Source organism: Chromohalobacter sp. 296-RDG (genome assembly GCF_029889885.1).
Lineage (GTDB): Bacteria > Pseudomonadota > Gammaproteobacteria > Pseudomonadales > Halomonadaceae > Chromohalobacter.
In genome coordinates, this window is the sequence record NZ_JARANY010000024.1 from 1 (window position 1) to 23,913 (window position 23,913).

At 59.1% G+C, this 23,913-nt stretch carries 23 protein-coding genes; 3 read left to right on the forward strand and 20 right to left on the reverse strand.

From position 1 onward, the window contains the following. Positions 1-167: 167 nt before the first annotated feature. The 3 genes from cysQ to OP495_RS10380 all read right to left on the reverse strand — a co-directional run bounded on the left by cysQ (position 168) and on the right by OP495_RS10380 (position 1,629). The gene (cysQ, locus tag OP495_RS10370; protein ID WP_280569010.1) at positions 168-1,004 is read right to left on the reverse strand and encodes a 3'(2'),5'-bisphosphate nucleotidase CysQ; all 837 of its coding nucleotides are present in this window, start codon (positions 1,002-1,004) and stop codon (positions 168-170) included. Positions 1,005-1,072: 68 nt separating this feature from the next. Beyond that, the gene (locus OP495_RS10375) at positions 1,073-1,363 is read right to left on the reverse strand and encodes a type II toxin-antitoxin system RelE/ParE family toxin (protein ID WP_280569012.1); all 291 of its coding nucleotides are present in this window, start codon (positions 1,361-1,363) and stop codon (positions 1,073-1,075) included. Next, positions 1,351-1,629 carry a CopG family ribbon-helix-helix protein gene (locus OP495_RS10380; RefSeq protein ID WP_280565389.1) on the reverse strand — a complete coding sequence of 93 codons (279 nt, stop codon included), beginning with the start codon at positions 1,627-1,629 and terminating at the stop codon, positions 1,351-1,353. The genes OP495_RS10375 and OP495_RS10380 overlap by 13 nt, the downstream gene beginning before the upstream one ends. Before the next feature lie 161 nt (positions 1,630-1,790). Here OP495_RS10380 and OP495_RS10385 point away from each other — a divergent pair, with 161 nt between their 5' ends. Both OP495_RS10385 and OP495_RS10390 read left to right on the forward strand, forming a co-directional pair. Beyond that, a complete protein-coding gene (locus OP495_RS10385; RefSeq protein ID WP_280569016.1) occupies positions 1,791-2,819 on the forward strand; it encodes a CNNM domain-containing protein in 1,029 nt (342 codons plus the stop codon). A 310-nt stretch (positions 2,820-3,129) separates the two neighbouring features. Then, on the forward strand, positions 3,130-3,795 hold the full coding sequence (locus OP495_RS10390) for a hypothetical protein (protein WP_280569018.1): 666 nt from the start codon (positions 3,130-3,132) through the stop codon (positions 3,793-3,795). 86 nt (positions 3,796-3,881) lie between these two features. Here the strand turns inward: OP495_RS10390 and OP495_RS10395 are convergent, their stop codons facing one another. The 15 genes from OP495_RS10395 to OP495_RS10465 form a co-directional block, all read right to left on the reverse strand. Next, complete coding sequence (locus OP495_RS10395) at positions 3,882-4,085, reverse strand: cold-shock protein (protein WP_280564578.1); 204 nt, start codon at positions 4,083-4,085, stop codon at positions 3,882-3,884. A gap of 224 nt (positions 4,086-4,309) precedes the next feature. Further along, the gene (locus OP495_RS10400) at positions 4,310-4,576 is read right to left on the reverse strand and encodes a hypothetical protein (RefSeq protein WP_280564577.1); all 267 of its coding nucleotides are present in this window, start codon (positions 4,574-4,576) and stop codon (positions 4,310-4,312) included. A gap of 245 nt (positions 4,577-4,821) precedes the next feature. Beyond that, complete coding sequence (locus tag OP495_RS10405; protein ID WP_280569021.1) at positions 4,822-7,338, reverse strand: bifunctional diguanylate cyclase/phosphodiesterase; 2,517 nt, start codon at positions 7,336-7,338, stop codon at positions 4,822-4,824. 91 nt (positions 7,339-7,429) lie between these two features. Beyond that, entirely contained in the window at positions 7,430-7,888 is a 459-nt protein-coding gene (locus OP495_RS10410) for a TadE/TadG family type IV pilus assembly protein (protein ID WP_280569024.1), read from the reverse strand. After that, positions 7,885-9,666 (reverse strand): pilus assembly protein TadG-related protein, encoded by a 1,782-nt coding sequence (locus OP495_RS10415; RefSeq protein WP_280569026.1) that lies wholly within the window; start codon positions 9,664-9,666, stop codon positions 7,885-7,887. The genes OP495_RS10410 and OP495_RS10415 overlap by 4 nt, the downstream gene beginning before the upstream one ends. A gap of 2 nt (positions 9,667-9,668) precedes the next feature. Beyond that, entirely contained in the window at positions 9,669-10,064 is a 396-nt protein-coding gene (locus OP495_RS10420; protein WP_280569028.1) for a DUF3613 domain-containing protein, read from the reverse strand. Positions 10,065-10,119: 55 nt separating this feature from the next. Continuing rightward, positions 10,120-11,010, reverse strand: coding sequence for a tetratricopeptide repeat protein (locus OP495_RS10425; RefSeq protein ID WP_280569031.1), 891 nt, complete (start codon positions 11,008-11,010; stop codon positions 10,120-10,122). A gap of 2 nt (positions 11,011-11,012) precedes the next feature. Continuing rightward, entirely contained in the window at positions 11,013-11,903 is an 891-nt protein-coding gene (locus OP495_RS10430) for a type II secretion system F family protein (RefSeq protein WP_280569034.1), read from the reverse strand. 9 nt (positions 11,904-11,912) lie between these two features. Continuing rightward, complete coding sequence (locus tag OP495_RS10435; protein WP_280569037.1) at positions 11,913-12,785, reverse strand: type II secretion system F family protein; 873 nt, start codon at positions 12,783-12,785, stop codon at positions 11,913-11,915. Further along, a complete protein-coding gene (locus OP495_RS10440) occupies positions 12,782-14,008 on the reverse strand; it encodes a CpaF family protein (RefSeq protein WP_280569040.1) in 1,227 nt (408 codons plus the stop codon). The genes OP495_RS10435 and OP495_RS10440 overlap by 4 nt, the downstream gene beginning before the upstream one ends. Positions 14,009-14,021: 13 nt before the next feature. Next, positions 14,022-15,404 (reverse strand): type II and III secretion system protein family protein, encoded by a 1,383-nt coding sequence (locus OP495_RS10445; protein WP_280569041.1) that lies wholly within the window; start codon positions 15,402-15,404, stop codon positions 14,022-14,024. A gap of 96 nt (positions 15,405-15,500) precedes the next feature. Beyond that, positions 15,501-16,508: a Flp pilus assembly protein CpaB gene (cpaB, locus tag OP495_RS10450; protein ID WP_280569044.1), complete on the reverse strand. Its 1,008-nt coding sequence runs from the start codon at positions 16,506-16,508 to the stop codon at positions 15,501-15,503. Between the two features lie 19 nt (positions 16,509-16,527). Then, the gene (locus tag OP495_RS10455; protein ID WP_280569046.1) at positions 16,528-16,776 is read right to left on the reverse strand and encodes a Flp family type IVb pilin; all 249 of its coding nucleotides are present in this window, start codon (positions 16,774-16,776) and stop codon (positions 16,528-16,530) included. A gap of 92 nt (positions 16,777-16,868) precedes the next feature. Then, complete coding sequence (locus OP495_RS10460) at positions 16,869-18,629, reverse strand: POTRA domain-containing protein (protein WP_280569048.1); 1,761 nt, start codon at positions 18,627-18,629, stop codon at positions 16,869-16,871. 163 nt (positions 18,630-18,792) lie between these two features. Then, complete coding sequence (locus OP495_RS10465) at positions 18,793-20,214, reverse strand: collagen-like triple helix repeat-containing protein (RefSeq protein ID WP_280569050.1); 1,422 nt, start codon at positions 20,212-20,214, stop codon at positions 18,793-18,795. A 530-nt stretch (positions 20,215-20,744) separates the two neighbouring features. Here OP495_RS10465 and OP495_RS10470 point away from each other — a divergent pair. Next, complete coding sequence (locus tag OP495_RS10470) at positions 20,745-21,602, forward strand: AraC family transcriptional regulator (protein ID WP_280569053.1); 858 nt, start codon at positions 20,745-20,747, stop codon at positions 21,600-21,602. Positions 21,603-21,724: 122 nt separating this feature from the next. Here OP495_RS10470 and OP495_RS10475 read toward each other — a convergent pair whose 3' ends face one another. Together OP495_RS10475 and OP495_RS10480 are read right to left on the reverse strand one after the other, a co-directional pair. Then, positions 21,725-22,102, reverse strand: a complete 378-nt coding sequence (locus tag OP495_RS10475) for a histone-like nucleoid-structuring protein, MvaT/MvaU family (RefSeq protein ID WP_280561253.1) — start codon at positions 22,100-22,102, stop codon at positions 21,725-21,727. A 192-nt stretch (positions 22,103-22,294) separates the two neighbouring features. Then, positions 22,295-23,641 carry a Na+/H+ antiporter family protein gene (locus OP495_RS10480; protein WP_280561254.1) on the reverse strand — a complete coding sequence of 449 codons (1,347 nt, stop codon included), beginning with the start codon at positions 23,639-23,641 and terminating at the stop codon, positions 22,295-22,297. Positions 23,642-23,913 lie beyond the last annotated feature (272 nt).

Here is a 23,913-nt window from a genome sequence, read left to right on the forward strand (position 1 = left end):
CTTCGGGCTTCGGGCTTCGGGCTTCGGGCTTCGGGCTTCGGGCTTCGGGCTTCGGGCTTCGGGCTTCGGGCTTCGGGCTTCGGGCTTCGGCAGCATTTTAGCTCGCAGCTCGTAGCTCGCAGCTCGTAGCTCGTCGCCCGTTGCCCGAAGCTCGCGGCATGGCCGCGTCAGGCGACACTTTCACGCAGGGCGCTTTCCCAGCGTGTGTCACGTTGGCCGCAGACGAGGAAGAAGGGGTTCAAGACGCTCTCTTGCTGGTTGCAGCGCAGCGGTTGGAGCGTTTCGACATCGAGTACGTGCCCGCCGGCAGCGGTGACGACGGCTTGGGCGGCGGCGGTGTCCCATTCGCAGGTGGGCGCGAGGCGCGGGTAGAGATCGGCCTGGCCTTCGGCGACCAGGCATAGCTTCAACGAGCTGCCCATGGAGACACATTCATGCGTGGGCAGGCGCTGGCAGAAGGCGTCGAAGATGTCGGCGCCGTGGCGGCGGCTGCCGACGATTTTCCAGGGCTCGGCCTGGGGATCGGGCAAGGCGCGGGCGTGAATCGCTTGGTCTTCACCGCCGTTTTCGCGCTTGCAGGCGCCCTCCCCTTGCTGGCCCCACCAGGTCGCGGGACCGCTTTCCAGCGCCGGCGCGTGGACGATGCCGAACACCGGCACGCCGTCTTCCACCAGGGCGACGTTGAGCGTGAATTCGCCGTTGTGGCTGATGAATTCCTTGGTGCCGTCCAGCGGGTCGATCAGCCAGTAACGCTGCCACGTCTGACGGGTCTCGTAACGGATCTCGGCGGATTCTTCGGAGAGAATCGGCACCTTGGGGGTGAGCGCTTCCAGCAGCCCGACCAGGGCATGATGCGAGGCCATATCCGCCTCGGTGAGCGGACTGGCGTCACCCTTTTCTTCGATGGCGAAGTCGCGGCGGTAGATCGCCATGACTTCTTGCCCGGCGACGTGAACGCCCTCGATGAGGCGATTGCGCATGGAATCGGTAATAAAATCGGTCATGTTGATTCGGGTATCCGGAATATCGGGTTGAGACGGTTGCAGGTCGGCACGGTTACTGAGCAGCTCAGCTAGAAGCCCGCTTCTTTCTGTTGACGGATGGCCAACACCACTACAGTGTCAGCGTCGATACGGTACCGGGCGATATAGCCGCTATCACCGAAGTCAATCAGCCAATCCCGGTATACTTCTGACAGGTCGTCGATTGGGCGTCCGATATGGGGATGTTCTCCGAGTGCCTGGACGCCTTGGAGGATAGCCTGGGCAGCCCGCTCGGCCGCTGCGGGATTCTTCGGTTTCAAGAATCCACGCAGCCGCTCTAGGTCGTTAATCGCTGCCGAGGCGAAGATCACTCGTGGCATGTTGGAGCGGGCTCCTCATGATCCGTTCCCCAGCTATTCAGCCACTTCTCTACTTCGTCTGCAGTCGCGTGCAGACCCGTCGCCTGGTAGTCCTCCCAAGCCCGGAGCGCATCCTGCTTGAAGGCTTCCCGGTTTTCCTCACGCGCGACATACTGCTCGATGGCTTCACGCATGAGCCAGTGCGAGGAGCGTCGGCGCGCATCGGCCAAGTGCTGCACCCTTCCTTTCAGGTCATCGTCGAGCTTGATGGATGTCGGGGTCGCCATATCATCCTCCCTGGTTAAAGCTCGTAGTAAGAGGTATTACCTTTAAATACTATAGACCGCTTCGGCCTGGCTGTCGATGAAAGCAAAACGCCTAAAGGATGGATTGACAGTCTTCTTCGGGACTGGATAAATACTCGCTCCATTCTTAACCAAGAGTCTTCATGGTCCTCTTAGCGGCCTTTGCCCTGCTTTCCATCGGTTTTTCGTTTCTGTGTTCCATCCTCGAGGCGGCGTTGCTGTCACTGACGCCGAGCTATATCGCGCAGTTGAAGGATACTCGCCCGAAGCTGCATGCCTCGCTTTCCAAGCTGAAGGCCAACATCGACAGGCCACTGGCGGCGATCCTCACGCTCAATACCATCGCGCATACCGTGGGCGCGACGGGCGTGGGCGCGCAGGTGGCGGTGGTGTTCGGCGATGCGCACGTGGCGATTGCCTCGGCACTGATGACCCTGGCGATTCTGGTATTTTCCGAGATCATTCCCAAGACCATCGGCGCAAGCCATTGGCGAGCCCTCGCCCCGCTGCTGCCGCCGATTCTGCGGGTGATGATCGTGCTGCTGACACCGTTCATCTGGCTTTCCGAGCGGATCACCCATCGTATCGGCAGTACGCAGAACGATGTCGATATGCGCGGCGAGATCAAGGCGCTGGCGCGCATCGGTCTGGATGAGAAGGCGCTGGACAATGACGAAGCCCGCGCCATCGTCAATATCCTCAATCTGCATGAGATTCGGGTGAAGAGCGTGATGACACCGCGCACGGTGTGTGTGGCGGTGACGCCGGATCTCAGCGTGGCGGAATTCGATGCGCAGTACGGCAAGATGCAGTTCACGCGCTTTCCGGTGATGGACGGCGGCGAGCAGGCGATTGGCTACATCCACAAGGCGGATACTTATCACGCCGAGGATGAGCAGACCATGAAGGCGCTGATGCACCCCATCGAGGCGCTGCACGAGACGGATAACATTGAGCAGGTGTTCACCGCGATGCTCAAGGATCACGGGCATATGCGCGTGGTCTACGACGAGCACGGTACCTGGGTGGGCTTGATCACCATGGAAGACGTGATCGAGACGATTCTCGGCCAGGATATCGTCGACGAGACGGACAACGTCGAGAACCTGCGCAAATACGCCAAGCAGCGCTGGGTGAAGCGCCTCAAGCGTGATGGTGGCGGCGCCAACTGATCCGCGCCCCTTCGGCTACTCCGCCGTCAGTATGACTGCCGCCATGGCCTTCAGGGGCTGCGTCGTGCGGAAGTTGAAGCGTGCTGTATTCCTGTGACGAGATTCGGTGCTGTCTTCTTCGGGGATAGGTCTTCGGGGGAAGGTGCAGTCAATATACTGATCACCTTTGTGTCTTCTCACTTTCATCCAAACGTACGCCAAAATGGCGTACACATCGAGATAAGTTTCGTATTTTGCTAGGCTAAGTCGCCGATATCGCCAGAGAGGGCGTTATTGTTTACTAACCCATCACCCATAAGGAGAGCAAGGAATGCTCGAATGGCTTAACCATAATAGCGGCGCTCTGAGCGCGATCGCGAGTTTTTTCACCCTAATCGTGTGGCTATTCTACGCGCAGCTTCTTTACCTGAACTTTGCGCGACAACGGCGGCCACGCATCATCATCAACCGCGGGCGTAGCAAATCGCCGGACGGCATGTGCCTGATCAGCAATATGAGCTCAGAAGCGATCTTCGTCTCGAATGTCATGGGCGTACTGCATACGTCCAAAGGCGAATATACGTGCGATCTGACCGATTACACCCGATCGGAAAACAGAGAAGAAGAGAGTAACGAGGAGCACGCCACGCGCCAGGGGCCGCTGGATTCGGGCGATTATCATCAGGTTTGCTCATTCAGGGAGATCATCGATCACGCCGCCGAGGAGCATAAGCTCGATATCGATCGTAGTTCGCTCATACTCTCCGATGAAACGCTGAGAATGCTGGAAATCAGGCTGGTCGCGATCTACGGCAACGAGGACCGTCCCGTGGGTGCGTATCGGTGCTTCATGCTGGAAAGGAGCGATCTCGATCCCGACGAGAAGAATAACGATTGCTTGATCGTGCCCACTACGTTCGACACCCTCCGGATCTCACGTCGCTGGCACCAGAAGCGTATACGTCGGTGGCTGGATTCACTGCCGCGAGGCCGTTGATCGACCATTGCCCCAAACGCAACAAGGCCCGCCGAAGCGGGCCCTGTCATGCGAAGCCTATTGGCTTCAAATCATCAGGCGCGAAATCAATCGGCCTTGACGTTGGACGCCTGGAGGCCTTTCTTGCCCTGAGTGACGTCAAAAGAAACCTTTTGGCCGTCCTGCAGGGATTTGAAGCCTTCAGCCTGAATTTCGGAGAAGTGGACAAAGAGGTCATCGCCGCCGTCTTCAGGAGAGATGAAGCCGAAACCTTTAGCGTCGTTGAACCACTTAACTGTACCAGTTGCCATTTTCGATATCCTTTGCGCGTAGCGCTTTCTATTGCCGGGCATTTACCCGAGTTACAGTGGGTAAAACAAATTAGCGATACACCAGGCTCTCGAAGACATCGATTACTACTGACGGTATGCCACTTGCTAACCTACTTCTTGCAGCTTGGACCTTTGCGGGGACGCTGTCAATAGTTTCTCATCGTTCACTGCCACAGCGGCAGCCACGCCTCTCGAGCGAGGCTTTACCGCGACCCGCTTGATGAGTGACCTAGCTCGACGATGGTACGCATCAGCGTGGCGACGCTCTGGCTGGATTGGCTGTATTCCTGCATCAGCGCCTGGAGGCGCTCCTCGAACGGCGGCTCTTGGGGCGCGTCATCTTCATTGCTTGCCTCGCCACTATCGAGCTCCTGGAGAGCCGAGGCGAAGGCGTCATCGAGTTCACGAAACTTGCGGTGTTTTTCACGCTCATCCATGTGGCGTGACGAGGTTTGACGGTTATTTTTCATGGAAATATTGAAATCATGATGTAACGGTTCAAAAGTGTGATAATGCGGCTCCGGTAAGGTTCACGAAGACGCTCGACGTACGGCCACGAATCACGCTCAGGTAACGCAGAAAAACGGTCTTGGTTAATAGGGAGTCTGAATCAAGTAGCGTTGACTCGGCCCAACACTATAGATGATGCCAAATCTGCAAAGTTCAATCCCTGCGGCTGTATATGCGCCGCACTCACCGAATGGTCGTCCAAAGCCTAGCGCGTGTGCGCAGTGCGCGCTGGTGGCATTTCTTGGCGCTGTGACAACCGCCACAGGAAAGATTCGACGGGCCGGGGCCGCCCTAGTAGATAGCCCTGGCCAACAGGGCAACCCAGTCCCCCCAGGACATCCATCTGCTCCTGAGTTTCTATCCCTTCGGCGACGACAGTCAACCCTAATCCCCGCGCCAGGTCGATGATGCCTTTGACCAGCAATTGGCTGCGCTCGTCCTCGGCGATGGCATCGATATAGACCTTATCGAGTTTGACCTTGGTGAACGGCAACTCTTTGAGAAAACGCAGCGAGGTATAGCCGGCCCCGAAGTCGTCCAGTACCAGGCCGAAGCCGTGCAGACGCAAGATCCGCATGATTTGGCACACTTGAGAAAGGTCTTGCGTGGCGACGTGCTCGGTGACCTCGAGCTCGATACACTGCGGGGGAACGCCGTAATGCGTGCAGCGCTCCAGTAACCAGTCGGTGAATCGGTGGTCGTCGAAATGACGTATCGACAGATTGATCGCCCATACCAGGCTCTGCGTATTCGTCAGCTCGTGACGCGCCAACCAGGCGAGCATGGCGTCGAAGACTTTTTCGTCCAGCGGCACGATCTGGTGACTGGCTTCGGCGACGGGAATGAATTCACCGGGCGATATAGTGCCGAAGGTGTCGTGCTGCCAGCGAATCAAGGCTTCGGCGCCCATCAGTTGCCGAGTGGCGAGACGGTATTGGGGTTGCAGATAAAGCTCGAAGAACGGGGTTTCCTGCTCCATGGCATCGGCCAGCGTCTCCGCCAGGAAACGCCGCCGCTCAGCGGTCTTGAGCATATCAGGTTTGAATAGCTGCGGTTCCGTCCCGGCACTGGCCAGCACCTGGTCGGCGGCATCTTGCGCGGCTTGCAACAGCGCTACGGGTGTCTTGCCATGCTCAGGCGACACGGCAACCCCGATACGTGGCTCGACCCGATGTGGCACGCCATGAACCTCGATGGGCGCGTAAAGCATTTCCTGATAACGCGCGGCCATGGCGCTAGGATCGTGTGCACCGGAAGCCATGACCACGAAAACGTCGTCCGAGAGCCGCGCCGGATAACACACGCCGCCGCACGTATCGCGCAGACGCTCGGCAATGCTCTGTGCCGCTAGATCGGCGTATTGGACCCCAAACTGGGCGCGCAGGTGACGCAAGGCATCGAACGTCAAATAATAAAGCGAGACGGCGTAGGCATCGTCCATGAAACGTTGCAGATGCCGTTCAAGGGGCACGCGCCCCGGCAGATCGGTCACACGGTCGTTGCGCAGGGCCTGGCGCTTCAAACGTTGCTTGCGTTCGCGCCACCGCGCCAGCCAGATGGCGAGGCCCGCCATGACCAGTGCAGCCAACGCCAGGGCGAAGGCCCTCCAGGTCCATTGACGCTGGGAAACGACCGCGTCGGGCACTTCGAGCCAATTGATGCCCTCCCGCGCGGATTCTTCGAATTGGTCGCGAGCGCTGTACAATACGTCAGGAGTGGCAGAGATCAGACGTGCGCCACCCAGTGCCAGTCCATTTTCCAGTGCTCGTCCACCTTGCCCCCGCCCACCTTCGGGGGCGAGCAAGGCCTCGGTCAGCCTATCGGCCATATGCTCGGTCGCCGGGAAGACGCCGCCCAGACAGCCGTGATCGAGCCATTCGCGCTGGTAACACCAGAATTGCCAGCCCTGCTCTGCCAGCGCCTTGACGCGCACTAGATTCTCCTGCGTGACGGGCGCCGAGAGATAGGCTTGCAAGGGTTCTCCTTGTTGCTGGCGGCGCGCGCGAAAACGCGCCAGCACGTTCTCGTCGGGCGATTCCAACGCCAACCAGGCATCGCTGAGCCGGGGCGAACTCACCCGCCGCGCGCTGGCCACCAACGCATTCCGGCTCTCGCCCTGGGCGTACCACAGCGCCAGCGGGCCTTCCTCCGGGCGACGTGCTTCCAGAGCCCAGCGCAGGCCGCGCTCGGCATAGGTGTCGAGCCCGATATGCGCGATCTCTCGCGCTTGCAGCCACTCGCGAAGCTCGCCGTTATGCACGCCATAGGCCACCACCACGGTGTTTTCGGGCAAGGTGGGAGTGTGTTCGGGCGAGTTGGCAGTGTTCCTGGAAGCGTCCCTGAAAGAGTTAGAAAGGTGGCGATAGGCGCGCACGGCGGCGTCATGCATAAGCAACACGTAGCCAAGGTCGTCCTGGCGATGCGTCATGGTTTCACGCCAGCGACGCAGCATCGTCTGGCGGGGAAAACGATCGACACCCAGTACCTCCAGGCTAAGATTGCCCTCGCCCACGCGACGGGTGAGCGCATCGCATACATCGCTTAACAGGGCGTCGTCACTTTGCAGCGAAAGCTGGCTGGGCACCACGATCATGGCGCTGGACGCGGTCGCAGACGATACTGGAGCGTCATCCTCGGCCGCCCCCGCCCCATCCAGCGGCAGGATAGCCAACACAAGGAGATACCATAGCCAAAGCCCGGCCTTGTTGATGCCTTTCAGCATACGTGCGGCCTCCTGCCGTCGAGATGAAGCCCGTCATCCTTTATCCCGAGTTACCACTTAGCGTAGACGTCGGTGATGTCTCTGCTGCTCTTCAGTCGAGAAAAATGCTGGCAGTCGTTTTCAAGGGATCTGGCGTGCCCGGTATACTGATGCCAAATAGGTTCAAGATGGGCAAGGGGTAATCCGCGCCCAGGCAGACCACGAATTGAGCCTCATCTGTGCCAGGCGATGCCACATTGCAATTAGAGGGGTCAAGCTGACGTACATTGAAACGCTCTAACCACGAAGCATTGATCGTCGCGTTGATTCTTTCATCGATAAGGTCTTCGCGAGACTTATCCATTTCTTCAAATCGCATGGTATTAATTGCCACCACCTGCCGAGTCGACTCACTAGCAAGACTCTGCAATCCGCTTTGAATCAGAAACACGAAGGCGTAACCAATCAAGGCATAGAGCACCAGAAAGAACACCGGGAAGACGATGGCAAACTCGATGGCCGCGACGCCTTCTTGTTTTTTCTTTATCCACTTTTTTGAATGAATTTTCATCTCACCAGTTCCACCTTGGCCTGAGGAGCGTAAACTGACACCTGATACTCATTCACCCCTACCCCCAGAGAATCGAGCAACGGATCCAGAATGCCCTTAAGGAGTTCTCTTACTACAGGATCAACGACATTGCCTACCAAGGCTCTTACCGAATCGACTGTAAATTCAGTCACCCCTTCAAGCAAATCACCGACACCTTCAAGGACATCACATAAGAAAAAATCACACTGACTGTTACTCAATATATCTACATTAATATCCAAGTCAGCTAACAGCTCATCAACATCATCCAGCAAAACAGTCGTTCCCAAGTCAACTCTTTGAGTTTCCGGATACTCTCCTTTAAAAATCAAGCTCTCGACCTTAACCGGTTTATCGTCAACATCTTCGGCGGTTTCTAGTGTTATAGATGCCAACGAGGCATTGCCATCACCAATCAAGTCAAATGAAATAGGCTCCACCTCACCTGAGCCTTCACCTTCAATCGGATTTTTTAGACTGCCCAGCTTCAGCTTCAGAATCGATGGGCGCGAGCCAACTTGCACATCATATTGATTCAGCCCCCGGCGTTCGATTGACCTCAGCCATGCTTCAGCGCTACCCACTTCGGCCACCAGGCCAATATTGAAAGATGCCAAGGATGATACATTCAATCGGCTATTCAGCCATATCTGAATCTGAGCAGTGGTTACTTTTGTGCGTTCACCATCTTTACCAGGCGGCCCGAATGATATCTTGGCAGGGCTTTGAATTCGCACCCCAATGTCTACCAAATCAGGAATCAAGTCACTTTCCAAATCAAGATCAATCGCTCCTATACTAGCGTCCCTTTCAACCACTGGAGCGTCAACATTTGCTGCCGTTACCACTGCATTGAGTAGTGTTTCCAATGGAACAGTAAGATCAAGTAATGAATCCCGGCCACCCTGAAGCGCTGAAAGATCGAGAATATCCAGAACGTTGATAAGCTTTCCTTGAGATGCACTACCACTAACGACATCCCTGACGCCTGCCGCATCAGCTATTATCTGGATAAGTTCAGATTCAGAATACTCACCGTCCACAAAGCTATTTATATCGGACTCCTGCGATGCCTTAAAAAGCTCACCCAGTGTTATCGATGCGACCTGAGACGAGTCCAGTACCGATACAGCGGCATCATACCCCACCAATCTCGATACTAATGGAGCTAAGATAGGAGATTCGGATGAATCCAGAGACAACAAAGAATTGCCAACACTGAGACCGGCCGTCGGCAACCTACGCGCCACAGCCGAGGCGCTGAGCGTACTTTGCTCTTCGTAATCGGTCTCGGAATTAGAGAACAGCCGTTGGAGATTGACGATCAAGCTGGTCGGCAACGTCTCGCTAACCTCCACCCGAACGGCGTTTTTGACGACATTGCTCGGAGCTTCGTCACTAGCGTCACAGTCGGTAATCTTGGCTAAGGCATTGAACCCGTCTTCCACATCAAACGTACCGAGATGCAGCTTCAGGGAGTTCTCTTCAGCATCCGACCCACGTGTCAAATTGGCGCTAGCGGCCTGTTTGGCGGCTCGGCACGCTTGTTCATTGTCCTGAGTGCGCATCAGCGCCGACGCGGCTTCCATGGCGGCGGTGTCGGCCTGCTTCTGAAGCTTGGCCTGTTCGTAATAAAGCCGCCCCACATCCAGCGCCAGCACCAGGCACAGGATTACCAGCCCCAGCACGCCCATGGCGAGCAGGCCGATGGCGCCACGTTGGGCGCTCAAAGGCGCGGACGAGCCACCACGCAACATGTTCACTTATTCCCGAATTCCTGATTCTCGATATAGCGCTCGGGAATCTCGTGTTCGAAGCTTTCTACATAGCGCTGCCAGATGGCCGATTGCACCGGCCCCGCGAGCTCCTGGCGATGGGACGATGCGCCGCGTCCACTGCGCTGCCATTCGAGCAAGCGCTGCGTTGCCTGGCCAGGATGTCCCGAAAGATCGTTCTGCTTGCGCGTTGTCTCGACACCTTGAGTATCCTGCTGGGCCTGGGCGTGCTGGCCGTTCGCCATCATCACCAGTGCCAAGCTGCCGAGCGCGACCATGGCGAGACGCACGAGATGCTTATTGGCAGGGTCAGCGTGGCCGGTATCTTGATCGAGGCTTCGTGCGGCTGGGGTCATGAATGTTGTGTATGTCGTGGGCATGTGAGTCTCCTGCATGTAAGTCTGCTATCGATCGACGTGGCCGAGAAATGCGCTGTTATTGGCGGATGATCTCGAGCGCGCCGGGCTCGGTTGGCCTCTCGGTGGCGGTATGGGTAATCGACGCGCCCGAACCGCTCGGCGTCGAGGCCGAGGCATTGGAAACGGTGCTTGAAGCGGTAGCGGTCTGTTCGGCCTTGGCCAGTCGGGTCTGGCGCAACAACGCCACTTCTTCCTGATCGATCCCGTAACGTTGGGCGACGCCTTCCGCCTGCCGGTCATTATTCTGGGCATACAGCGCCATCACCAGGTTGCGCGCGGCACGCGCATAATCGGGACTGAGTTCCAGAGCGGTGAGGAATTCGTTTTCCGCTTGCCGGGGCTGGCCTTGCAGTAAGCGCAGGTAGCCCAGGTCATTGCGAATGGCGGCGTCGATGGGTCGCGCCTCGCGCGCACGCTGCATGGAGTCCAATGCGGTCTCGAGCTTTCCTCGCGCGGCCTGGTTGCGGGCGATGCCGCGCCAGGCATCGGCGGCCAGGCAGGTCTCGGTGAGCGTCTCGTAGACGGCGTCGGCCTTGTCACGCTGGCCCGTATCGCGCAGCGCTTCGCCGCGCAGCAAGCGCGGCTCGGCTAGTGCGTCTCGGTCCGTATCAAGCGACAGATCGTCAAGGTGCGCCAGGGCGGCTCGCGGCTTGTCGTCGTTGAGCATCTGACGGATCAGCGAGATCTGCATGCCGGCGGTGGCCGTCATTTCCGCGCCGCAGGCACCGCGCCGGGTATCGCCCTCTTCTTCTTCGGGCGCCGCCAGGCGACTGGATGCGCTCTGTGCACCTTGCGGCTGAGTCCAGGCGGTATCGGGCGTCGACGAACTGGCACATCCCGCCAGCGCGATCAGGCAGACGATGCCGGCGGCGGCATGCCAGGGCCGAGACGAAGTTGCATGCGACATCATTAACCTCCCAGGGTCGCCAGCGCACCGGCGAGATTGAGTACCGCGGGCCCAGCCAGAACGATCAGCAAGGCGGGAAACAGAAATATCATCATGACCAGCGACATTTTGCCCGAGAGCCGGGTGACGGCTTCTTGCAAGCGTGTACGACGCCGGTCGCGCAACAATTCACTCAGTGCACTCAACGAATCGCGCGCCCCGCCCCCATTGGAAGAGACTTGCGCCAGCAATTTGAGCAAGTCACTCAGCCCTTCACTGGCCTGCACGTCGGCGACTTCTTCGAGGGCGTCTTCGCGGACCTGGCCGGCTTCGATCTTGTGGGTCACGCTGCGCAGTTCGCGCACGCTTTCCGGGGCGGTACCTTTCAGGTTGTGGATCAGCCCTTGCAGCACGCTTTCCAGCGTCATGCCGGCCTCCCAGAGCATCCGCGTCACCTGCAGTACCAGGGCGATTTCCTCGTCCAGTGCGTGGGTTCGCCGGCGGCGGCGATTCTTGATCCACGCCCAGCACAGCACGCCGGTCAGCGCGCTCGCGGCGACGCCCAATAGCAGGCTACCCAGTACGCCTCGTCCCTGTTCCCATCCCCAAGCGGTGCCCACCAGCCAGGCGCAGGCCGCCAGCGTGCCAAGCACTCCCAACAAGTAAGCTTGGGCACGCGAGCCGATGAACCCCGCCTGGCGCAAGACGATGGCCAGCTCGGCGCTACGTGCATGTCGCCGCCGATGCACGCGCCATGCACTGCCGCTTCGCAGCAACAGCGACTCAGCCTGGCGCCAGGCGTCCGGGGACCTAGGAGGCTGGCGTTCCAGGCTACGCTGCGCCACTACCCAGCACGTCCCGGCAGCGATCATCAACACCACGCCACTGGCGAGTAACAACACCACTGCTAGCATGCGCCCTCCTCAAATCGCCCTGAGCATTCGCCACATCACGAAACAGCCGCTCAATTCCAGCGCCAACGCCAGCCATAGCGCCGCGCGACCATCCGCGCTGTGCCACATGGTGCTCAGGAAATCGGGATTGGTGATCAGGATGTAACCGCCGATCAATATCGGGATGACGGCCAGTACCATGGCGGTGAAACGCGTTTCGCCGGTGAGTGCCTTGAGCTCGCGGCGTCCGCGCTCTTGCTGGCGCAAGAGCGTGACAAAGCTGCTCAGGATGTCGCGCAGGCTGCCACCATGGCGTTGATTGACTTCAAACGCAGTGGCCAGCAGTGCCAATTCGTTGAGCTTGAGCAGCGTGCTTTCTCGCACCAGGCCTTCATGCAGCTCCATCCCCAATTCGCGACGTACCCAGACCCGTTCGAGCATGTTGCGAAGCGGCGGTGCGCTGCGTGCGATCTGGCGCCTGAAGGCATTTTCCGGGCTGGTGCCGACGGAAAGCTCGCGCATCAGTTGCTCGAGATAGCCCGGCAATTGTGCCCGCAGCCGCGAGCGCAGCCGCCGCGCGCGCCATTGCAACAGCAGGTTGCCACCTACCAGTACGCTCATCAGTAGATACAGGGTCCAGCGTTGATCGAGCAGTACCAGCATTACCGCAAGCACACCCAGCACCAGGGCGACGGCGATCACCAACCGACGCGGTGTGAGTTGGATACCGGCACGCAATAGATAGTCGAGCGACCAGTCGAGCAACGACTCGCTGGGCGCGATGCGCCGCCGTTGGCGGCGTGGCGCGCCCGCCTCGCGCGGCATCGACGCTGCCCGCGCACTGGTCCATACCAGCCCCGCCGCGGCCAGCAGCAAGACCATCGCGCCCCACCACCACGTCATGCTTGTACCCTCGCGCTAGCGAGCTGGGTCCAGGGCGCCTCTTGTCGGTGATAGAGCGTCTCGAGCTGGATGATGTCGCTATCGAATCCAACCACGCGTTGGACCTCGAGGACGTGGCGATGCCCCTCCACGTCACGGGTGACGTGCACCACCAGATCCAACGCCGTGGCGATGATGCGATTGATCAGGGTGTCCGAGCCCTGGAAGCCCGACAGGCGTACCATCATCTGCAGGCGCACCAGAGCATCCGCCGCCGCGTTGGCGTGCACCGTGCTCATCGAGCCCAGGTGACCGGTGTTCATGGCCTGCAGCACATCGAGGACTTCATCGCCGCGACTTTCGCCGAGAATCACGCGGTCGGGGCGCATGCGCAACGAGTTGCGCACCAGTTGCCGCGCGGTGATTTCACCTTCGCCCTCGCTGTTGGCCGGGCGTGTTTCGAGACGCACGACATGGCTGTTGCGCAATTGCAGTTCGGCGGCATCCTCGATGGTGACGACACGCTCGTGCGGCGGAATAGACTGACTCAGGGCGTTGAGCAAGGTGGTCTTGCCCGAGCCGGTGGCGCCACTGATGAGAATATTGCGACGCCGCTCCACGGCTTGCTCCAGCTCGCTGAGCAGCGCGGCGGGCAAGGCGTCGCGCTCGACCAGCGCCAGTGCGCTCATGGCGTCATGACGAAACTTGCGGATCGACACGCAAGGACCGTCCAGCGCCAGCGGGGGAATGATGGCATTGACGCGGGAGCCGTCCTCCAGTCGGGCATCCACCATGGGGCTGGCTTCATCGAGCCTCCGGCCCAGTGGGGCCAGCATGCGGCGCACCACGCGCAGCACATGGGCATCGTTGAGAAACTGCTGGGAGACGCGCTCGAGCTTGCCCTCACGTTCGGCGAAGACGTGGCGCGGCCCGTTGATGAGTATGTCGGTGATGCCATCATCACGCAGCAGCGGTTGCAGCGGGCCGTAGCCGGTCATTTCGTGATACAGCGATTGCAGTACCGCTTGCATGGCATCGTCGGGGATGAACTCGCCGCGTTCGGCCAGCCAATCGCGTACGCTATCCTCCAGCCGCGTGAACAACACGCTGGGTTCGGCGTCGAGTTCCATGCCTTCGTCTTCGAAGCGCTCGATGACGCTGCGGTGCAGTTCCGACTTGAAGGCCGGGTCGTCGGGGTCGGCGACGACGTTCAAGTGTCGTTGTCCAAAACGTGGCAGTGCCATGGTGTTCCTCCACTCAATCGCCGAAGCCGACGTTCCCCAGGCGCTCGAGACTTTCGGCGTCCTGCGGGTCGAACAGCAGTTCCAGATACGAGGGGTCGTAGCGGCGCAGCGCCTCGCCCGGCAATTGCGGACGCGGCGCATCCGCCGCCATCGGCGAGACGAGGTGCGGCGTGACGACCATCACCAGTTCCTTGTTCTGGGTCTCGAAACGCGTGGAGCGGAAAAACGCCCCGATGATCGGCAGGTCACCCAGGCCGGGAAACTTATCCACGGTCTGCATGGTACTGTTGCTGACCAGGCCGCTAATGATCAGGCTCTCGCCGTCGCCGAGCTGTACACTGGTGTCGGTGCGCCGCACGTTGAGCGCGGGCACGGCGACGCCGCTGGCTTGCACGCCTTGCGTGAAGTCGAGCTCGCTTACCTCGGGAGCGACTTTGAGCATGATGCTGTCGTTATCCAGCACCGTGGGCGTGAGTTGCAGTCTCACCCCGAATTGCTTGAAGTCGATGCGCACGTCGCCATCGTCGTTGCTGATCGGGAAGGGAAATTCGCCACCGGCGAGGAACGAGGCACTTTGCCCCGAGAGCGTGACCAGGCTGGGTTCCGCCAGGGTGTAGGCGAAGCCGTTGCTGCGCAGGGCGCTGATTACGCCAAGCATGCTGTCGTCGGCGTTACCGGCCACAATGTTGTAGCCACCGTCGCCGGTCTGAAAGCCGGATCCTGTGAGGAAGGAAAAGCCTTCGCTGAAGTTATCGCCGACGGCCTCGGCACCGCCCAGCGCACCGCTGGTGCCGACACCTGCCAGGGTGTTGCCGCCGTTGTTCTTGCCGAAGAAGAAGCCAGCGGATTGCAGTTTGCTACGGTTGACCTCGACCACGCGGATATCGGTCTGCACCTGAACCGGGCCGCTTTGGCGCGTGGCATCGACCGTGTTCTGATCGCCGAGCCGACTGCGCGCCTGGTCATGACGCGACAGGGACTCGCTCTCGCCCGAGAGGGTCGGCGTATCGGTACCGTCGGCCAGGGTGTATTCGGACTCCATACCCCGAGCGCCACGCGGGCGCACCGTCACGCGATAGTCTCGGGGTTCGTCATCGCCATTGCGCCATACGCTCAGCGAAGTCGTCCCCGCCGCCAACCCGGTAACCATGAGTTGGCGTGCATCCAGCACTTGGGCGCTGGCGATATCGCCATCCCCCAGGGCCGTGCGTTCCACGGGGCGGTCGAACGTCAGGCGCTTCTGACCACCGGTATCTAAACGCAGCGTGCGCCCTTCTTGCGCGTCATCCTGCTGGGCCATCGTCACGGCGGAGAAGGACAGCGCCAATAAGCACAACAGCCCATACACAGCGCGCTGCCCCACGGCGATGACGGTCGACGTCGGTAGGTCTTGCATCATTTTTTCCTTCTTCCCTGCATTGGCGCGACATCTGGCATCGGCATGAGGTATCGCGCTTGTCGTTATCGTGCCGACGGCTTTAAAGGCCGTTTTTTAACGCTGCGTGTCGGTCACCCGACGCTCGCCCCCGACGAATTGCACGACGCGATGGCCGCTGGTTTCGTTGTCTGCGCGATTCGGTGCAGCGGGCTGTTGGTTATCGTCGTCGGCTGCGGCGATATCGGCATAGGTAACGGTCGGCGCCAGTTCGTCGTCGTTCCGCGCGCTTTTCTCGCGTGACGTTTCACCACCGCTGGCGTCGGACAGGCCCAGCACCATATCGTCGCCCTGCCCGTCAGGCGCGGTGACGAGATTGGCCATCAAGGCATCGACGCGCTCACGACTACCCACCACGGCTAGCCGCAGGCGACCGGTACTCTCGGCCAGCAGCAATTTGGGGGCCTGCGATTCGTCGACGGCAACCACAGCGGTACGTGCCCCACGCCGGCCGTTGTTCTCGCCGTCGTTATCGGTACCGCCCTGCAGGTGTTGGCCATAACCGAGCACCAGCACATCGTCCAGCAAACGACGCGCCAGGGTCTGGCGACTATCACCGGATGCGGCGGCACGCGCCTGAAACAGCACATCGACGCGGTCACCGGGTTCAATGAAGCCACCCCCGCCGACGACATCGTCGACGCCGATGGCCAGGGCGCGGTAACCGGCGGGCACCTGGCTGGCCAACACACTGCCCAGGGCGAAATCCCCTTCGCGGATCACCTCACCGGCCTTGACCGGGCGCGTCAGCACGCGTCCTTCCACGGCTTCGCGCTTGGCGAAGCTGCTTGGCAAGGCATTGGGGAAATCCACCACCGCCAGCATCGGCGATCCCGTGGCGTCATCCACCGCATCGTCGACCGCCAGTTCCGTGCCTTCGCTGAGATCCCGCCTGGCTACCACTGCAGGATGCCGCATGGCCGGCGTCTCGGTGACCGACTCGACGGCAGACTCGGTCACCGATGGCGGCGCGGCCTGCTGGGTCAAACGCCAACCGGTGAAACCCAACCCCAGCGCCAAGGCCACCAGCAACACCGCCACGATCTTCAGGGTCTTGGGGGACATATTTACATTTCCACTATTTTTATTGATTTAGCTTAGCTTTTATATCAGTAAATATGTTGTCAAATATTTGCCCAAGGCCCGACGAATCGTCCGTACCAAAAACAGCAAAAATTATGATTGCAATAGTTCCAGCGATAATCGCGTACTCGATCGCCGTAGCACCTTGCTGACGCTTGAATCGTGCCTGATTGACGGCCTTGGTCGCATGACCCTGCGCCGCAATGCGTTGGGTCAGGGTTGTGAACTTATCGATCAGTGAAATACGCATGATGGTTTCCCCGCGTTATGTGATAAGTGTTGTCTTACTACTTACCTCTTCTTCCCTCTCCTTTCTTACTGCTTCCCTCTTCCTCGACGGCTTCAGCCGCCATCGAACTGCCAAGAGACGCGCGCGTTGATGCGCCCGTCGCGGTTATCGGTATCCAGGTCTTCCTCGGCGATGGGGCGGGCGTATTCAACGCCTAGCCGGTAGTAGCGGCTGTCGGTGAATTCGAGGCCGAAGGCCGCCGAGGCGAGGTTGTATTCGATATCGTTGTCGTGAAAACGCGTGCGTGCGCCGTCGACGACCAGGTAGGGCTCGACCTGGCTGACCCAGCCCCAGGGCACGGCTTGCAGAAAGCGCAATTCGACTTCGCCGGCATAGCCGTAATCCCCTTCGGCTTGGCCATCTGGATAACCGCGCCCGAAGCGTGTACCGCCGTAGTTGCCGCGTTCGGGCACGGGCAGGCTGTCCTCCGACCAGAAGCCATCCGCGCGGGTGGTGAGACGCCAACGCTCGCCCAGCGCTTCTACCCAGCGCCCCTGAAGCCCCAGGCGGGTGTAACGCAGCGGGTCATCATTGCTCTGGGAAATACCGGTCGTCTCGATGGTCAGCTCGTTCTTGCTGCCGCCAACCTCGAGCCCTTGGCGCACGTCGCCGCTGATTTCCCAGAGGCGAGCATCGCTGACCTGACGATAACGCGTATTGAGCTCGGCGGTGCCGTAGCGCAAGGCTTCATTGGCACGAATCTCGCCATTTTCGCTGGTGTAGCGATATTGGGTGTCTTCATCGAGATATTCGACGGCGCCACCGACTTCCCAGAGCGTCTCGCGGGATAATTCGATGGGGTATTCGAGCCCGGCACGATAACGATAGCGTTCCTTGTCTTCCCGCGCTTCGATGGTCACACCGCGCAACTGGGTGTCGGTAGCATCGTCGCCGTCAAAGTGCGTCGCCGAAAGCTTGAGTCGCAGGCCGTCGCTGCCCAGTGCCTGGCTGTATTCGGCGGCGAGATAGTCGTCGTCGTCTTCCACGGGCAGCAAGCCGGCCAGCGAGAGACGCTCGGCATGCCGCGTATTGCCCTGGGTGGCGATATTGGCCAACGCCTGGGTGTCGTCCTCGTCGTCGTAATCGAGGGAGAGGCCGGCATCGACGCGCTTTATATCGCGGGCCTCGACACGCACGGTGGTGGCGCCATTGATAGTGCGCGGCAGCGGCACGTTTACCGAGAGGCTGGCACCGGGGATACGTTCGATCAGGGCGGTGTAGCGCTCGAAACGCTCACGCCGGAGCGGGCGCTCCTTAGCCATGCGCTCGATCAGGCGCTGGACGCGAGCGGCCACGGCGTCGTTGTCGATATCCAGCTCGGCGCGGGCAATATAGCCTTCGACCACCACCACTTCGACATTGCCGTTGGCGAAGTTGTCCGCTGGCAGGTAGGCATAGGAGATCGGGTAGCCGGCTTTCTGATAGCGCGCGGTGATGCGCTTCACGGCTTGGTTGATTTGGCCGACGGTGACCGTCTTGCCCACCAAGGGTTCGAGTGGCGCGGCCAACTCATCGAGTTCGAACACCGAACCGCCCCGTATATTGATATGCCGGACGTTGACCCGCGCGTTCTCCGAGACACCCGGTGCCGAAGCGGGTTGCTGTACGTTGAGGTCCAGCGTGCGCTGGGTTTCCTGCTGCTCTTGTTGCTCGCGGGTCGCGGTCGGTGAGCGTTCATCGATAAAGGAAGGGACGACATCGTCAGCCATGAGCGGGCCACTGTGACCGACCAAGGCGATGGCCAGGCAACCCAGTAGCGATTCAGGCAGCGGGCGACGGCGTTCGTCACGACGAAGACGCAACAATGACGGCATATTGTAGCTTCCCTGTGGTGTCTCTTGTCGGAGCCGCTCGTTATGGTGTCGGTGGCGACTCTCGTCTCGGTGCAGTGCACCGTGAGTGCCCCTCATGGCAGGCCATGAGGGGCACCTTGCCTACGTTCGCTTCAGTGATGAGAGATAGTGCCGGGCATTAGCATTAGCGTGAGCCTCCTCCCAGCAGTCCACCAAGAAGGCCGCCGAGACCATTGCTCTCGCTGCCTTGATCAGTGCCGCTATTGTCCGAACCGGCACCGCCACTCAGGCCACCGGTCACGCCGGAAACAGAGTCGGTTACACCGCCAACCAAGCCACCGACGAGACCTCTGTTGCTGCTGTCGCCGCCGTCACTCGAGCTACCACCGGTCAAGCCGCCCGTGGTGTCGGTCAAACCGCCGACGAGACCACCGACAAGACCTTGGCTATTACCGTTTTCGCCACCGCCGGTCACGCCACCCAGCAGACCGCCATCGCCACCGGTCAAACCGCTGAGCAGGCCGCCACCTTCGCCACCGGCGTCGCCGCCCGTCACGCCACCAAGGAGGCCGCCATCGCCACCGGTCAGACCGCTGAGCAGGCCACCGCCTTCGCCACCGGCGTCGCCGCCCGTCACGCCACCAAGGAGGCCGCCTTCGCCGCCGGCAAGACCGCTGAGCAGACCGCCATTATTGTTTTCACCACTGGTGACAACGCCTCCCAGGCCGGCCACGGCATTACCTACGCCTTGCAGGGTTCCGCCAAGGCCGCCTAGCGCTTCGGAGCGCTCGCCGACACGGCCGCCGAGCTGTGTGACGACGCCACCCACCGATGTCAGCAAGCCGTCGACAGGTTGGCCGACGCCAAGCCCATCGCCCAGTGTCTGCGTGGTGCCTTCGAGATTGGTGACCAGCGGCCGTACGACCCTCGTGACTTCGGTGGTCAGCCCGCTGAGATGGCCGTCTTCGGCAGTCAAGGAAGATGTCAGCGATCCCGCCGTCGAGGTCAGAGCCACCCCAAGCTGGTTGACCGTGTCGCCGGCCCCTGAAACCAGGTTGGTACGTTCATCGACCTGGCCGACAACTGGCAGGGTGTTCAACCCCGTGATGATAGTGCTGGCGGAAGAAACCGCTTCACCGACTTCTCCCACCGTCGATGTCGCGCCGCCCAGCGTGGTACCTAGCGCATTGTCATTCTCGCTCAGATCCCCGAGCCCATTGCGTAAGCCATCACTGAGACTGTTGACGCCTTCCCCGACATCCACGACGGCATTCCCGGCGCCATCGGTGACAAGGCCTGCGCCACCGACATCGGATTGCGAGATGGCCTCACCCGCGCCGACAACGGTATCGCCGACCCCCGTAGTGCCATCGCCGGTATCGGAAACGACCTCTTCGACCGCTGTGGAATCATCTCCACCATCGCCATTATTGCCGTCGCCGCCATTATTGCCGTCGCCGCCACCACCGCTGTTATCACCCATGTCAGGGCCATCGCCCGCGCCACCATCCATGGGCTGAGATTCGGATGAACTGCCACTGCAACCGCTCAGGGCCAGTGCCAATACGACCGTTGTCAGTGCCGGTACCTTGAGTTCCCCAAGCATCTCGACCTCCATTAATTATCATTTGCTATCTACGGTTTTACGTGTAGCGGCCGGTAGAGCATTGCCCCTTATACTGCTCACTTCGACCGCCTCTCACCTTTCAAATGAATGAGATTTCACCCCATTCACGTCAGCTATATCCTAAATATAAGACATATCCACTTACATGTTTTTCTTCTTATTCGTCAGCCCACTGATCTAAAATAGTCTCTAGCACTCTGTTTTTTATACACATATTTAATGAAATAGCTATATACGTACCCCAACACCCCACCCTTTTTAAGATAAAGGAAGCCAATTTCGCTTTTTTAACAAGTAAGCAATATACATGCTTAACTATTAGTTACATAATAAAATATTCTAGATAAAGCACCTTTTTTGTTCGAATTTCGTACTATCCTTTACATGCTTTGCATATTAGGGTTCTCATCCTTTCAGGCTTTGCAATTCCGATCATCATCTCGGTCTTTACAGATTGAGTCAGAGATGACTTACAAATAAAGCCGCAAAAAAACCAAGGGGAAGCATGTATGGCAGCGTATGAGACATCGTTATCGACTAGCCTCAATGCCATGCGGGCTGCCGAGATATGGCTGCATGAGCGGTCAGGCGATAGCCCATCGATCCGTGAGCTGGCTAATTACCTGGGGTATTCAGAAGCGCAGATACGCCGTAACTTCAACCGCTTCTTCGGCATCTCGCCCGGCCGTTATCGCGACTCACTGCGGCTGGAACGCGCGGCCTTGCTGCTATGCCGAACGCCAATGCAGGTACTCGATATCGCCATCAGTTGTGGCTATCGCAGCCACGCTATTTTCACGCGTGCTTTTCATGGCTACTTCGGCGTATCGCCCAGCGACTATCGACGTCGCTTTCATGACCGCTTGCGCGACACGATTACACGGCGCGCCCCCGAGGCGTTGACGATCGAGGCGCGACCACAGATCCGTTGTTTCTTGACGCGGCATTACGGCGATGTACCGATGAGGGATCAGCCTTCCTTGTGGCGCCACTACGCACAACCATGGCGCCATCACTTGAAGGGGTGCGAGGTCACGCGAACCTGGATATATCACGATGATCCGAATATCACCCCCGCGGGCAGGATGCGGATCGACTTCGGTTTCAAGGTCGAAGGCGACTGTATGACACCTCCCGCAATGGCATTTAGGCAGGTCCGCATTCCTGCCAGACGGCAGGTCAAGATGCATGTGGCGGGTAGGGAGAACATCGCCGGCGCATTTGCTCACCTACTTTATGAGTGGCTACCCACGCATAATGAGTGGTTGAGTGGCGAACCGGTCATGGTGACGTGGCGGGAAACCTCATCACCACATGCGCAGCTCGAAAGGTTTGAACTGGGCGTGCCGCTCTTGACGATTCATTAATTCCCCGGTTCACCACAAGGCAAATAAAAAGGCTGATGCTCTAGAGCATCAGCCTTTTTCAGACAGTACGGCTTGGCGTACTTAATGCGCTTTCACTGATAAGCGCTTATCTCGAAGGACGCTTAGTCCTCGACGCGCACCAACCAAGACTCGACGGTCTCGTTGCCGTACTGATCTTTCCACGCCTTGAGCGTTTTTTGGTTACCACCCCGTGTTTCCACCACTTCACCGGTGTTGGGGTTCTTGTAGATCTTCAGCTTGCGCTTGCGGCGCCCGCCGGTGTTTGCCTGAGACGCTGACTCGGGACGAGAAGCCGGCTGCGGATCGAGCATTTCGATAACGGCGGCAGGCGTCTTGTCGTACTCTTTCATCAAGGCTTCGAGCTTTTCCTTGAACTCCAGCTCAGATGTCAGGCGCTGGTCCTTTTCCAACTGCTGCAACTCTTCGCTGAGTTGCTTTAGCAGCTGTTCCTTTTTCATGTACTCGCTCAACAGAGACATTTTTTACCTCTAGACAGTTGGGATGCCGCTATATTATCTCTATTTCTTTGCTTATTGCCAAGTCCTGTCTTTGTTTTTTAGTTATCCCAGCTCAAGCTTTGCCTTTTTCAGTCGCCTTTAATGCCTTCAAGCACGTTGGGCAACACTACTACGCCGCCCTTAAGCCGTTCCTTAAAATGGGCAAGCGCTCATTTAAAGCCACATTGCCGCTAGCCATCCAAAGACAATGAGCGGGATGTTGTAATGAATGAAGGTGGGAACGACCGAGTCCCAGATGTGGTCGTGCTGGCGGTCGACATTGAGCCCCGAGGTCGGCCCGAGCGTCGAATCGGACGCCGGCGAGCCGGCATCGCCCAACGCGGCGGCGGAGCCTACCAACGCCACCGTGGCCATGGGCGAGAAGCCGAACTGCACGGCTAGCGGAACGTAGATCGCGGCGATGATGGGAATCGTCGAAAACGACGAGCCGATCCCCAGCGTGATGAACAAACCAACTAACAACATGATCAATGCGGCGAGCCCTTGATGGTCACCGATAATGGCGAAGGCATTTTCAACCAGCGTGTCGATATCGCCCGTGGCTTGCATGACCGAGGCAAACCCCGCCGCCGTGATCATGATGAAGCCGATCAATGCCATCATGCGCATTCCGCTGGTGAAAAGATCATCGGCTTCACGCCATTTGAAGATGCCGCCCAGCGATAACAGGGCGAAACCGACGAGCCCACCCATAATCATCGAACCGCTATACAGTTGAATCGACAAGGCGGCGACGATAGCCACGACGGCCATCACCAATCCACGAGTGTGGAGACTGACCTCACCGGAATGATTCGGTGCGTTACTCGTCACGACATCGCGCACTTCATAATCTCGCGGCTTGCGATAGGAATAGAACACAGCCACCAAGAGCCCCAGCGCCATACCAGCGACCGGAATTCCCATCGCCAGCGGCACCATGCCACGCGTTACTTCAAGCCCCACGGCCTCACCCGCCGAATTGATGTTGGCCAACAGAATATCGTTGAGGAAAATCGCCCCGAACCCGACAGGTAACAGCATATAGGGCGCCGTCAGGCCAAAAGTCAGAACGCACGCCACCATGCGTCGATCCAGACGCAGGGGATTGATGATCTTGAGCAGCGGCGGGACCAGAATGGGAATGAAGGCAATATGCACGGGAATCAGGTTCTGCGAGCAAATCGCCACCAATAGCAAGGCTACGAGCAGGATGTATTTCACCGCCGATTGGCGTTTATATGACGCTTCGTGCCCGAGCAGACGAATCAAGCGTTGAGCCAACAAGTCGGGAAGCCCTGAGCGTGAAATCGCCACCGCGAACGCCCCCAGCGTTGCATAGGCCAGCGCCACCTTGGCGCCGCCTCCCACGCCATCGTTGAACGCCGCCAGCGTGTCCTCGAGCCCCAGACCGCCGACCAGGCCACCCACCAAGGCGCCCACTATAAGCGCAAACACTACCGATACTCGCGCCAATGCGAGCCCCACCATGACCAGAACGGCCAAAATAACCGCGTTCATTGCCGTGTTCCCGTTGAGTGTGTTGTATCAAAAGTGCGGAATATTAACAGAAGTGGCCATCAGAAGCGGTCATCAATAGCAGCTATCAAAGGTCGCCATCAGAAGTAGCTATCAGAGGTAACCATGAAAACGTCATATCCGTGACGCGACATTGCCCTTCATAAGCGCTCATACGGGGGTTTTCCTACCATTCCATAACACCTGTTTATGTAACGGCAGATTTTCGGTATGATGCGCTCCATAATTAAAAATGAAGAAAATTCAGGGAACGT